This is a genomic window from Oligoflexus tunisiensis (assembly GCF_001748245.1).
Classification (GTDB): Bacteria; Bdellovibrionota_B; Oligoflexia; order Oligoflexales; family Oligoflexaceae; genus Oligoflexus; species Oligoflexus tunisiensis.
Window position 1 is genome coordinate 7,233,119 of the sequence record NZ_BDFO01000001.1, and the last position, 12,399, is coordinate 7,245,517.

Below are 12,399 nucleotides of genomic sequence, written 5' to 3' on the forward strand. Positions count from 1 at the left end.
CTTTTACACAATCTCTTTTAGGTTGCCAATGATTTTTGTAACCAAACCATATTCCAAGGCTTCCTGAGCGTTCATCCAGTAGTCACGGGAGGTATCTTCTTCAACCTTTTCAAAGGGTTGACCGCACTCCTTGGACAGCATTTGGTTGATTTTCGACCGTGTCTTAATGATCTCTTTCGCGGTGATTTCCAGGTCAGAAGCCTGGCCTTGGATGTTTCCACCAATCAAGGGCTGATGAATCAGGAACCGTGTGTTGGGCATGCTGTAACGATGTTGTTTCGGTGCGCCGAGCAGCATGACTGTTGCAATACTGGCGGTGAGGCCGGTGCAGACCACGCGAACTTCCGAGCTCAGAAAACGCATCGTGTCATAAATAGCAAAGCCACTATTCACTTCCCCGCCAGGACTATTCAAATACATGTAGATGGGCTGGTTGGAGTCCTGAGTGTCCATCGCCAAAAGATTGCTGATCACACGCTTGGCCACGTTGGAGTTGATGGCTTCCGATACAAAGATCACGCGCTTTTCCAGCAATTTGTTTTCACTTGCCTGACCTGCCAACTGCTCGAGGTCCATTCCGCTCATATTCATGCTAGCTCCTTCGTGCTGGCGAAAAGGTTTGTACTCAGGCATCGGGTGATGCGAATACCCTGTATTTTATAGTCGTGGGATGGGCAAATGCAAACCGCTTTTCACATAAGGCTTTGTGGATCCACATCAATTCTCAGGCGCAGATCACCCTTGAGCTCGGCAAAGGCTGACCGGAGCTGCTGAGCAAACCAGGCAAGCACCTTGCGATCGGCGCCAATCATGAGAATCGTGCGCCGCATGCGGCCTTGAATCATCTCAATCGGTGGAACGGCAGGTCCAAGAACCTGAACAGCCTGCTGGATCTGAGGATATTGCTTCAAAGTCTCCCGGATCCAAGTGTTCATGGAACGCACCAGATCATCCAGAAGATCCTTTCGCGTTCCCGAGTATTCAAAGATGATCATCCGTCCAAAGGGTGGATACCCATGCTGGCGGCGAAATGCGTCCTGATCCCGCCAGAGGGCCTGGTAGTCCTGCTGCATTCCCGCCTGGAGGATAGGATGATCCGGTTTTTGCGTTTGAATCATCACACAGCCACTGTGTTCACCGCGACCGGCGCGACCGGAGGCCTGGACCATCAGCTGAAAAGCCCGTTCCCCGGCGCGAAAGTCCGGCAGATTCAAAATCTGATCGACTTCCAATATGCAGATCAACGTCACCCGCGCAAAGTCATGGCCTTTGGCCAGCATCTGCGTGCCCACGAGGATGTCGATATGCCCTTCACGAAAATCGTTGAGCATGGCGGGAAGGCCTTCCCGATCGCCCACGGTATCGGAGTCGATCCGCTGGATCCGCGTTCCCGGCAAGGCTTCGCGCAGGTAAAGCTCCATTTGCTCGCTGCCGTAACCGACCATGACATAAGCGTCGCGCTCCTCGGGCGTAACGAGGTCATCCACCTTCTGTTTAAAGTCACAGTAGTGACAGCGCAGCAGCGTGGAATTCTTATGAACGGTCATGGAGATGCTGCAATGCGGACAGGTCACCGCCTTGCGTTCCCGGAGCGAAAACAGAAAGTAGGCAAAGCCGCGGCGGTTCACAATCACCATGGACTGCATCCCACGGGCATGATTTTCGCGCAGGGCTTCGATGATTCGCGGGTCCACCGGCAGTTCCATCAGGCGAAGCATGCGCCCATGGGGACTCAGCTTCTGGGCGAAGGCCTTGTCGAGTTCGGCCTGCACCAGTTCCACCTGAGGCAGTCCACGCCCATGCACGCGATTGGGCAGCTCCAGTAAGCGATATTTGCCCTGCATGGCATTCGCATAGGATTCCATCGAGGGTGTGGCACTGCCGAGCAGAACCACGGCCTTTTCCAGATGGCCCCGCATCACCGCCACATCCCGTCCGTTATAGGTTGGGCTGGAGGCCTGCTTGTAGCTGCTGTCATGCTCTTCATCGACGATCAGGAGTTTGAGCTGCGCAAAAGGCGCGAACACAGCGGAACGCGGACCGATCAGGATGCGCCTTTGTCCCTGATGAATGGCGTTGACCTGGGCCCAGCGTTCCGATGGACCCATCGCGGAATGGACGACCGAAACCAGATTGGGAAAACGCGCGGTAAAAATTCGCGTCATCTGTGGGGTGAGGGCGATTTCCGGAACCATGACCAGAACCTGATTTGCCGGGTTCTCTGCCAACACCTTCGCAATCAGGTGCAAATAGACTTCCGTCTTGCCGGCGCCGGTGACCCCATGGAGCAGAAAGGGTTTGGCCTGGCCTTGCGTGAAGCCTTCCTCCACCAGAATATCCAAAACGACTTTTTGTTCCGGCGTGAGGGACTGAGCAGGTGCCGCTTCCATGACATCCGAGGCACCCAGCTCAACGGCCTTGTCCTTGTTCGTGCGAGCCCGCGTGGTCCGCGAGACCTTCAGCACAAGACCTTCACTCACCAGATCAGGCAGCGCGACCCCAGGCAAACCGGCCTCTGCAGCCTTTTTGACATTCTTCTCAAAAACACTGAGAGAGCAGCTGCCCGTTTTCGTCCATATCTTACGAAAGACTGGACCGAGCGGATGGTCGGCATCCTTCCAGATCATCTTGCCCGACTCTGTCAACGTGACCTTGGGAACTACCGAAGTCTTGCGCGCTGCCGGCAACATGGCGCGAAATATTTCGCCCAGAGGATGCATATAGTAGGCACTCATCCACCGTGCCAGACTGATCAGGGTCTCGCTGTAGATCGGCCGCTCGTCGATACGGTTCACAATGGATTTGATTCGGATGCCGGCTTCAGGCAGTTTCTGGGTCGGGCCCAGAACCACACCGATCGTCTGTTGCGCGCCAAAAGGAACGGTTACGCGACAGCCGCTGGGAATCAGCTCGGAGGCGCGATAGGTAAAAGCCTGGTCCAGAGGCACCGGCATCGATATGTCGAGATGATATTGCTGCACCGGTATCCTTCTCACCACAAGTGGTTCGGAAATCTATTTACTTGCGTATAGCTTGCGCTTAGGTTAATTTTCAACACCCTTTAGGGTGAAGACCCAATCAAGGTGGTTTCTACGTGCCTTCTTCCCTCGTCCCAAACACAGACAGGAAGAGGCGTGCGATGATTTAAAAGTTCTCTTCCTCTGCGGAGAGTACACTGGATAATTCGGAGGCTGCATGGCTAACTCGAGAAAGAAAAGACGTCTGATGTTCCGCCGGAAACGGACGTTGGATCCTAGCATCATCATCGATTACAAAAACCCCGACGTTCTGCGCCGTTTCATCACGGATCGCGGCAAGATCATTCCTCGTCGGATCTCTGGCGCCACTGCCAAGCAACAACGCGCTATCTGTAACGCTGTGAAACGCGCACGTTACCTCGCTCTGTTGCCTTACAGTCTTGGCCACCGCCAGGAGCGCAACTTTGCAACCGAGATGTCTGCTATCGCAACTTCAGCCATGGGCACTTCCAGCCGTTCGGGCGGACCTCGCGGTCCTCGTTCGGACGAGAGCAAAGGCCCCCCTCGTGAAGCAGGAGAAGAATAATGTCTCGTCGCTGTGAACTCACAGGCAAAGGCGTTCAGGTAGGCCACCGCGTTTCGCACTCGAATATCAAGTCGAAACACCGCTTCCTGCCGAACCTTCAGACCAAACGATTCTGGTCGACTGAATTGAAAAAATTCGTGACGTTGAAAGTTGCCACGTCCACGATCCGTACGATCGATAAACTCGGTCTGGATGTGTTCGCTCGCAAAAACGGCATCAAACTGAAGTAAGGAAGATACCATGGGTCGCGGTGATAATCGTAGAACTCCTAAAGTCAGACGCCACAAAGCCCGCCGGAAATTGAAGGCGCGCATCAAGCGTAAGATCGAAGCAGCCAAGGCTGCGAAATAAAGGCTCACACCCGTGCCTTGATCCATGGGATGTGAGGCACTAGCCATGACAGCGAGCGTTCCCGACCAAGGAGCGCTCTTTGTTTTCAAGGGGACAGCGCTTGAAGCGAGTGACTGTGATCACCGATGGGGCCTGCCTTGAGAATCCCGGTCCAGGGGGTTGGGCGGCACTCCTGCGGTTTGGCCAGCATGAAAAAATGATCTCCGGATCGGAAGCTGGCACCACCAATAACCGTATGGAGCTGATGGCCGTTATCAAAGGTCTCGAGGCCCTGAAGGAACGCTGCGACGTCACCCTCATGGCTGATAGCCGCTATGTGCTCGATGGCTTTGATAAGGGCTGGGTCGTCAACTGGAAGGCCAACGGTTGGAAAACAGCCGGCAACAAACCCGTCAAGAACCAGGACCTCTGGGAGGAACTGGAACGCCAGGTCAACCGTCATAAGGTCACTTGGGTCTGGGTAAGAGGCCATAACGGCCATATGGATAACGAGCGGGTGGACCAGGAAGCCCGGAAACAGGCGACTGCACTGCGCGATGCACGCGGCTTTAATGCCGGAAACGACGAACTATAAAGCTTGACGAATGGCGTCCAGCTTGTTATTCGACATACTCTCTGAAATCGAAGAGGAAGAGGAACGACACAGTGGCACAACATAAATCCGCAAAAAAGCGTATCCTTGTTAACGCTAAGAAAAAAAGCCGCAATCAAGCCTATATTTCCGGCGTTCGCACCGCTGTGAAGAAAGTCCGTACTGCAGTTGAAAAAGGTCAAACCGCTGACGTGGCTGGTCTGCTACAGCAAGCTCAATCCCTTCTGCACAAGGCTGCTTCGCGTGGTCTGATTCACCGCAACACGGCATCCCGTAAAGTGGCTCGTTTGACAGCTTTGGTACGCACCAAGGTTCAGGCCTAAGTCAGGCCGATTCCGCAGGACGGAACATACAAAAGCCCGGGTCGCAGGACACCGGGCTTTTTGTGCGTTCAGACTTCCTGAGTCTTGGCTTCCTTCCAGAGCGCTTCCAGCTCATCCCGCGTCAGCTGGGTGACCTCCTGACCGCGGACCCGTGCGATCTCCTCCATCACCGCAAACCGTCTCAGAAACTTCGCATTGCCCTGCTGAGCCGCGACCTCAGGGTCAACCCCCAGATGTCGACTGAGCTGCGCGAGGCTGAAGAAGACGTCCCCCAGTTCGTCATGGAGTCGATCCCGATCGGCTGCGACCATTTCATGCTCCAGTTCCTGCAGCTCCGCCTGGCATTGCTTCAGGACATCGGCCGGTGAATCCCAGTCGAAATGAATGGTATGGGCCCGCTTCCCAATTTTATGGGCCTGGGTCAGAGCCGGGACGACCTTGACACAATCCGCGAAATAGCCTGCCTTATGCTGCTTGATGGCCTTTTCCGTGGCCTTGATCCGTTCCCAGTTGGTTTTGATCTCCGCCTTGTCGATCCCCTGCCCGGCCAGGTCGCCAAAAACGTGAGGATGACGCCGGACCATCTTGCTGTTAATGGAGGTGGTCACATCGCGGATATCACCCCGGCCCTTGTCATGGGCCAGCTGGGCATTCAAAACGACCTGCAAAAGGACATCCCCGAGTTCCTCGAGCAGATGCGCCTCATCCGTCCCGAACATGGCCTCAGCCGCTTCATAGGCCTCCTCCAGCATGTAGCGCCGCAGGCTCTTATGATCCTGTTCCAGATCCCAGGGGCAGCCACGCACGGGATGACGCAGAGTGGCCACGGTTTTCACAAAATCGGAAAAGATGCGACCGGCTTCCGCCGCCCGTACCTCAAGTTCCTTTTCCCAGTCGTTCTCGTCATACGTCATAAATTATCCATCCGTATCTCAGATCAATTCCACCAGCGAAGGCAGATAGTTTTCCTTCTTCGGTACGCCCATCACGGTAATCACAGTGGAGGCGATATTGGCAATACTGGCCTTATCCAGTCCCGGCACCAGCCGATAGCCGTTGGGACCGCGGGGATCATACAGATAAAAGGGTACCGGATTCAGCGTATGCGAGGTCTTGGGTTTCGGCCGCCAGCTGAAAGGCAGCTCCAGCCAGTCAGCCGGTCCTTCCTGATTGGTATCAAACATCTCATCGACGTTGCCATGGTCCGCGGTGATCATCACCACGGTATCGGTTTCCTTGGCCGCCTGCAGAAGGCGCCCGATGCAAAGGTCCACGGTGGACATGGCCGTGATGGACGCCTCAAGATTTCCGGTATGCCCGACCATATCCCCGTTCGGATAGTTAATGCGGCCGAAATCAAAACTGCCACTGCGCATGCGGGCAATCGTGGCTTCGGTAATTTCAAAGGCCTTCATCCAGGGCTTCAAATCGAATTGAATGACATCACTGGGAATTTCCACATAGTCTTCCAGCTTCGCATCAAAAAGTCCCGAGCGATTGCCATTCCAGAAATAGGTCACGTGCCCGTATTTTTGCGTTTCCGAACAGGCAAACTGCCTTAGACCCTGTTTGACAAGGTGTTCCGAGAGCGTGTCATCAATGGCTGGAGGCGTCACGAGATAGCGCGGAGGAATGTGCAGATCACCATCGTATTCCATCATGCCGGCGAAGAACACCTTGGGCCAGCGCACGCGGTCGAACACCTTGAAATCCTCTTCGGTGAAGGCCCGGCAGATTTCAATGGCCCGATCCCCACGGAAGTTGAACAGCACAATGCCATCCCCATCCTGAATGGGGCCGACCGGTTTTTCATTCTCGGTGATGACAAAGGGCGGCAGGTACTGATCGATCAGCTTTGGATCCTGCCGGAATCCCATGATGGCAGAACGCAGGCTGGGGAAGCGATTGGGAGCTTCCCCCAGGACGTGGGCTTTCCAGCCCCGCTCGACCATCGACCAGTCCGCTTCATAACGGTCCATCGTGGTCGTCATGCGCCCCCCGCCTGAAGCCACCTTGACATCAAAGTCCGAGCTTTGCAGCTCGCTCATGACTTTTTCCAGCCGCTCCACATAAATTTCAGCGGTCTTTTCCCCGACATCCCGACCATCGATCAACGCATGCACCCGCGCGCGTTTGAGGCCAGCGCGCTTCGCCTCCCTCAGCAGCGCGTGCAAATGCCCGTCGTGGGAGTGGACATTGCCGTCCGACAGAAGGCCGATTAAGTGAAGGGTCGTGTCCTGGCTCTTCACCGACCGCACAAGATCGGTCCAGGTCTGGCCGTTGAAAAGGGTACGGTCATTAATCGCGTTCTGCACGAGCTTGGCGCCCTGATCAAAGACCCGGCCGGCACCCAAGGCATTGTGACCAACCTCGCTGTTACCAATGTCAGAATCACTGGGCAATCCCACATAGGTGCCGTGGGCCTTCAGGGTGCGATAGATCGCGGTTTTTTCCAACTGGCGAAGTTGCGGTGTATGCGCGAGCTTCACTGCATTGCCGTAGGAGCTGGCCCGCACACCCACACCATCCATCACGACGACGAGAACTTTACGCTTTGCTTTTGACACGACCAACTCCCTGCGTTTATGGTGGGCAACGTGCTGACAGTAGCCGATAGGGCCCCAAGAAAAAAGCTTTTTCCCGAGGAAAATAACCATAACGCATGAGAGCCGTGATTCAAAGAGTCAGCCGTGCTGATGTCAAGGTTGAAGACAAAGTTACAGGCAGTATCGAGGCTGGGCTTTTGGTGTACCTGGGCATTCATCAAAGCGATGGGCCCGAACTGGTGCCGGTGCTGGCCGATAAGATCATCAACCTCCGCATTTTCCCCAATGAAGAGGGACGCTTTGATCGATCGGTGCTCGACATAGGCGGCAGCCTTTTGATCGTCAGTCAATTCACGCTCTACGGTGATTGTCGCAAAGGCCGGCGACCGAATTTTCAGGACGCGGCGCCACCGGAGAAAGCCCGGGCTCTTTACGAGCAGTTCCTGGACTGCGCCGCGGGCAAAGGCATAAGGGTTGCAGCTGGTGTTTTCCAGGCCCATATGGACGTCAGTTCAGTTAACGACGGACCGGTGACCATTATCATGGATGTTCCCAACTAAGGAGCCGACAATGATCAGCGTACTCTACGTTCCCTGTGGCAATCGCACCGAAGCTGAAAGCATCAGCCATAAACTGCTCGAGGAAAAACTGATCGCCTGTGCGAACATCATCCCGGCGGCGGACTCGCTCTATATCTGGGAAGGCATGCTGGAGCAGACACAGGAAAGCATCCTGCTGGTCAAGACCAGCCCTGAATATCGCGGCCGTGTCATGCAACGCATCGAAGAGCTGCACAGCTACAGCTGTCCCTGTATTCTGGAGTGGAAAGTGGAAGCCGTGAATCCCGGCTATGCAAAGTGGGTGCACGAGTCCTTGCATACAGAATCAAAACCCGAAAGCCTTTGAGGCCTTCGGGTCTGATCATTTTTTTGAGTGCTGCAGGATCAATCGTTGTTCGACTCGCTGTCGTCGATACCGATCTTGTTGTAGAACAGCTCGTCGATGGTCTTCTTGATCAGGATCCAGAGCAGTTCCTTGTCCGAACACTTGCCAAAGACCCCGAGCGGGATTTGGAAACCACCTTTATCCTTGCGGCCGCCACCATAGTAAACACCATGCTGGTCCTGGCCGAAGACATCCTTTATCCACTTGTCGGGATCCAGGGTGTGCGATTTGGTGCGCAGGGAACCATCGACGAATTCACCGCCGACCACACCATAAACCACAACCGTATCGATCCCCTCGCGATTCAAAAGGTAGTCCGCGCACTGGCCGATGCCGTCACGGTCCTCCTCCCGCACATAACCCACGCCTGAGAACATGAACGTACCGCGTATATCCTTCCTTTGCAGGGCGATCTGCGTGAGGTCCATGGTCTTGGCCGGGATCGACTGCCGGGAGATCAGTGCCAGAAGATCCTTGTCCACATAACGGGACAAAAACTCCGAGGCCTTGTAGTCAGCCGGTGTTGCATTGACGAAGTTATCGGTATCCGTGCGCACGCCATGCATGAGAGCCGTGGCGATCTTCGCCTCTTCGAGCGTATCACCCTTGAAGCCAAAGCGCGGGTCGCAAAGATATTCACCATAGATCGCGGACGTGGAACCGACGTTTTCCCGGATATCCAGGAAGTGGCCTTTGATGGTTCCCAGCTTTCTGTGGTGATCGACAAACACCAGGAGCTCACAGGTTTCCGGCAGCTTGATCGGCAGCTCGGTGTTCTGTGAGTCGTTCACTGCATAGTAATCGTAGGAGGAATAATCGAACTGATCGTTATATTCCTCTATATCCAGGTCCAGTTTTTTCACCAGCGCGCGATTCTCATGATGGGAGATTTGCTCGAAGTGAAGGATGGTGGACTGGATATCGAACTGGGCACCCATGTACGCGAGGGCAAGAGATGTCGCTATATTATCAGGATCCGGATAACCCTTGATACAGATCAGCAGCCGTTTGCCGCGAGCCTTCTCGAGGGTTTCGATGAGTTCCTGAGTTTTGCTTTTCTTTTCCACGCGTACGGGATCCGAGCCATTCGCTTCAGTTTCCATCAGATCAGTGTCGCCACTGCTGAGCTCCTTCTGAGCTTTGACTTTCTTTTTGAGGCTGATCAATTCAGCCTCCTTTTCTTTGAATCGCGTATCCATCGTCGACAAAGGGCTACTCCTTTCACGTGCTCGCCTGGGTTCGGCCCTCTTTTCGTCTGCACGTCCGCACAGGATCGCGGCTCTCTTTCATTATACCACTGCGATTCCACTTTTCACCTTGGGCAAGTGGGTCAATATTGCCTTGACCGTCGGGAACTGCCGAAAGGTGAAAATACTTATGCCAGTTTCCTTGGCCTGCGCAAGCACTCCTTCAACAGTGGATTCCTTCGCCAAATCCTGACTGATGCCCAGCATCAGTGGGACTTCTTTGACTTCACTGAGAACCGCAATCCGCTTGCGAAGTTCCCCCTCATGCCACTTATGGAACAACTCGAGGTGTCTGACAACTCCTGTGCTGTGACGCAGCGTAAGATCGGGAAAACTATAGCACTGCTGACCAAGGTTCAGATGCTCCTGCCCTTCCTCCACCTTCCAATCTTTTCGATCCGCTGCCGGAAGGCCGTTAAAAGCCTTCATAAAGGCCTGGAACTCCTCGGGAATGTACCCACTAAAGCTCCGGTAATGACTGCGAATCGGCTTGGAACTATCGATTTTCAAGTCGTAGTAGTTTTCACCAAGCTTTACTGTTGCTTCCAAGTCCCACTGCGGCATGAGCAGAACATAAGGAAAAAACTGACAAAGTCTCATGCCATAACTCTGAACCTGATCGAACATGGCCAAGGGGCCCGAAATTTCCAGGACCAGGGCACCCTCTGGATTTTCAACAAATTCAGCCAGGAGTCGACAGAATCTTAGTTTCTGCAACAATCGTCGACGGGTAACGAGATCCTTTTCGTGAACGGTAAAACGAACCTTTTGGGCCCTTAAAAGCAGGCCTTGAATCTGAGCGGCGTTGTAACGGTGAACCAGAGCCTCGCCCGCAATATCATCAAAGGTCTGGAGGCTGCGAAACTCCGGCAGATCTGCATAGAGTTGATCCTGTATGGCACCAAAGCTGCGTCCGCTTTTTTCCGCCATCTGCTGCTCGAAAACCGCAAGAGTGGAAACGCCCTCAGCCCGCAGCGCACGACTCAACTCGAACCATTGCCAGCGCTGCTCCTCGAGAATCTCATCGGCCTCACCGAAGGTGCAGCGGTCCTCCAGCAGTTTGCCGAAGCCTTGGAATACAGCGTCTGATGATTCCGGATGCTGCTTCAGCCGCTCGGCGAGGTCCCGCCAGCTCTGCCCCACATGCTCGCGGTAGATCGCGGCCAGTTCATCGCCGAGCTGAATAAGTTTTCGGTCATTCGGCTTCAGATACTTGGGATGAACACGGCTCTCACGCCTTGTATACTTGAGAAGGTCTTTGGTAAGCATGATGGTTCCTGCGCCGCTTGTTGACATAGAATTCGTTGGTGTCCTTGGAGATCACCTCATAGAGCACGGCCCTTTTCCCTTCCTGATGGCGCAGAATACGGCCGAGTCTTTGCACATGCTCACGGACGGCGGCACTGCCGGAGATCACCACACCAATGCTGGCCTCGGGGACATCCACGCCCTCGTTCAGGACCTTGGATGTCACCAGCACATCAATACGCCCTTGCCGGAAATACTCCAGCATTTGTTTGCGTTCCTTGGGCCTGGTTTGATGGGTCAGAACCGGCAACACAAAATTCTTCCCGATCTGATAGGCCATCGCATTGTCCTGTGTAAAAACAATGATGCGATCACCCCGATGCTTCTGAAGAATATTCCAAAGCTCATCCATCTTGCCCGCTGCGGCCTGAGCCAGGCGCTTTTGCTCGCGCCAGGCGTCCATGGCCTCCCGGCCTCCTGGGAGCGTGGCGGATTTACGAATAAAATCCTGCCAGCCTTCGGGGCCGGAGAAGTTGATGCGATGATTCTTGATAAAGGCGGTGTAGGTGCCGCGCGCCTTTTGATAGGCTTCCTTTTCCTCGGGCGTCAGTGGAACTTCCACGCTCACCACATCGTAGGGCGCGAGCACGGTTTCCACCATCTCACGAATCTGGCCCTCATAGCAGAGTTCACCGAGCAGTTCATAGATCAGCTCCTCCTTGCCATCGGCACGTTCCACGGTTGCGGAAAGACCAAGACGGAAGGGAGCAATGGAAGCTCTTGCTATCATTTGATACTGGGTCGAAGGCAGATGATGGCATTCATCAAAGATGAGCAGACCAAAGCGATTGCCGATGGTTTCAATGCTGAGATACGCGGAATCATAGGTGGAGACCGTTACCGGCCGGATATCCTTCCAGCCGCCGCCGAGGGCACCGATTTCCATGCCGAAGAATTTTTTCAGCACGTTCTGCCATTGCAGAAGAAGGTCAATCGTCGGCACAACGACAAGCGTTGGCCTCTGTTTGGCCACCATCGCCAGCACTGCCAGGATGGTTTTCCCCGCACCGGTGGGCAGGGCCACAACTCCACGCGATCCCTGCTGCTGCCAGGCCGTCAGGGCCCCCGCCTGGTGTGGCCGCGGCACGATGGGTTCGCGCAGCTTCAATTCCAAAGCCTGGTAGGAGCGCGCGCGATCGACCAGAGGTTTCTTTTCCTCGATGGCCTTCAGCACCACATCCCGATAGCAATACCCCGGGGCCCGCCACTGTTTGGTCCGACTGTCGAAACGGAAGCCCGGCCAATCCTGACCAATGTCGCCAAGGGCGCCATCCAGGAGCAGGGTTCCAAGCTCATACTGCAGCGTCGTCATCCGGTTCCTTTTGGAATTGATGCTGAATCATTCTTAATCCCATACCGAAGCCGCCCAGGAGTGTCCAGACCATGCAAGCGGCCAGGGAATTGCTCAGCCAGACGGCTCCGCCCTGGCCGGTTAAAAAGAGGACCAGCCAGGCATTGCCCAGCAGAATCATCACGATAAAACCAAGAGCCACGGCTTTGGTAAAGATGGAACGTCGCAAATA

At 54.8% G+C, this 12,399-nt stretch carries 13 protein-coding genes and 1 pseudogene; 6 read left to right on the forward strand and 8 right to left on the reverse strand.

Annotated features, from left to right (window positions below; genetic code table 11):
- Positions 1 to 3: 3 nt before the first annotated feature.
- Together OLTU_RS30140 and priA are read right to left on the reverse strand one after the other, a co-directional pair.
- Positions 4 to 633 carry an ATP-dependent Clp protease proteolytic subunit gene (locus OLTU_RS30140; protein ID WP_218110367.1) on the reverse strand — a complete coding sequence of 210 codons (630 nt, stop codon included), beginning with the start codon at positions 631 to 633 and terminating at the stop codon, positions 4 to 6.
- Positions 634 to 692: 59 nt separating this feature from the next.
- Positions 693 to 2,981 carry a replication restart helicase PriA gene (gene priA / locus OLTU_RS30145; protein ID WP_141736422.1) on the reverse strand — a complete coding sequence of 763 codons (2,289 nt, stop codon included), beginning with the start codon at positions 2,979 to 2,981 and terminating at the stop codon, positions 693 to 695.
- A 241-nt stretch (positions 2,982 to 3,222) separates the two neighbouring features.
- Between priA and rpsR the strand changes: the two are divergent.
- The 4 genes and pseudogenes from rpsR to rpsT all read left to right on the forward strand — a co-directional run.
- Positions 3,223 to 3,414, forward strand: a pseudogene (rpsR, locus tag OLTU_RS32810) (30S ribosomal protein S18); the annotation flags it as partial.
- A 149-nt stretch (positions 3,415 to 3,563) separates the two neighbouring features.
- Positions 3,564 to 3,794: a 50S ribosomal protein L28 gene (gene rpmB, locus OLTU_RS30155; protein WP_141736423.1), complete on the forward strand. Its 231-nt coding sequence runs from the start codon at positions 3,564 to 3,566 to the stop codon at positions 3,792 to 3,794.
- A gap of 221 nt (positions 3,795 to 4,015) precedes the next feature.
- Complete coding sequence (rnhA, locus tag OLTU_RS30160; RefSeq protein ID WP_141736424.1) at positions 4,016 to 4,489, forward strand: ribonuclease HI; 474 nt, start codon at positions 4,016 to 4,018, stop codon at positions 4,487 to 4,489.
- A 71-nt stretch (positions 4,490 to 4,560) separates the two neighbouring features.
- A complete protein-coding gene (rpsT, locus tag OLTU_RS30165) occupies positions 4,561 to 4,830 on the forward strand; it encodes a 30S ribosomal protein S20 (RefSeq protein ID WP_141736425.1) in 270 nt (89 codons plus the stop codon).
- Positions 4,831 to 4,898: 68 nt separating this feature from the next.
- On the opposite strand, the gene mazG is transcribed toward rpsT, so the two are convergent.
- On the reverse strand, positions 4,899 to 5,744 hold the full coding sequence (gene mazG / locus OLTU_RS30170) for a nucleoside triphosphate pyrophosphohydrolase (RefSeq protein ID WP_141736426.1): 846 nt from the start codon (positions 5,742 to 5,744) through the stop codon (positions 4,899 to 4,901).
- A gap of 18 nt (positions 5,745 to 5,762) precedes the next feature.
- On the reverse strand, positions 5,763 to 7,397 hold the full coding sequence (gpmI, locus tag OLTU_RS30175) for a 2,3-bisphosphoglycerate-independent phosphoglycerate mutase (RefSeq protein WP_218110369.1): 1,635 nt from the start codon (positions 7,395 to 7,397) through the stop codon (positions 5,763 to 5,765).
- Between the two features lie 95 nt (positions 7,398 to 7,492).
- On the opposite strand from gpmI, the gene dtd reads away from it, so the two are divergent.
- Positions 7,493 to 7,936 carry a D-aminoacyl-tRNA deacylase gene (dtd, locus tag OLTU_RS30180; protein WP_141736428.1) on the forward strand — a complete coding sequence of 148 codons (444 nt, stop codon included), beginning with the start codon at positions 7,493 to 7,495 and terminating at the stop codon, positions 7,934 to 7,936.
- A gap of 10 nt (positions 7,937 to 7,946) precedes the next feature.
- Entirely contained in the window at positions 7,947 to 8,282 is a 336-nt protein-coding gene (cutA, locus tag OLTU_RS30185) for a divalent-cation tolerance protein CutA (protein WP_176737090.1), read from the forward strand.
- A 38-nt stretch (positions 8,283 to 8,320) separates the two neighbouring features.
- Here cutA and OLTU_RS30190 read toward each other — a convergent pair whose 3' ends face one another.
- From OLTU_RS30190 to OLTU_RS30205, 4 genes are all read right to left on the reverse strand, one after another.
- Positions 8,321 to 9,529, reverse strand: a complete 1,209-nt coding sequence (locus OLTU_RS30190; RefSeq protein ID WP_141736430.1) for a DHH family phosphoesterase — start codon at positions 9,527 to 9,529, stop codon at positions 8,321 to 8,323.
- A gap of 81 nt (positions 9,530 to 9,610) precedes the next feature.
- Positions 9,611 to 10,837, reverse strand: coding sequence for a DUF790 family protein (locus OLTU_RS30195; RefSeq protein WP_176737091.1), 1,227 nt, complete (start codon positions 10,835 to 10,837; stop codon positions 9,611 to 9,613).
- Positions 10,800 to 12,188, reverse strand: coding sequence for a DEAD/DEAH box helicase family protein (locus tag OLTU_RS30200; protein ID WP_141736432.1), 1,389 nt, complete (start codon positions 12,186 to 12,188; stop codon positions 10,800 to 10,802). Before OLTU_RS30200 ends, OLTU_RS30195 begins: the two co-directional genes overlap by 38 nt.
- Positions 12,169 to 12,396: a hypothetical protein gene (locus tag OLTU_RS30205; protein ID WP_218110370.1), complete on the reverse strand. Its 228-nt coding sequence runs from the start codon at positions 12,394 to 12,396 to the stop codon at positions 12,169 to 12,171. Before OLTU_RS30205 ends, OLTU_RS30200 begins: the two co-directional genes overlap by 20 nt.
- Positions 12,397 to 12,399: the final 3 nt, after the last annotated feature.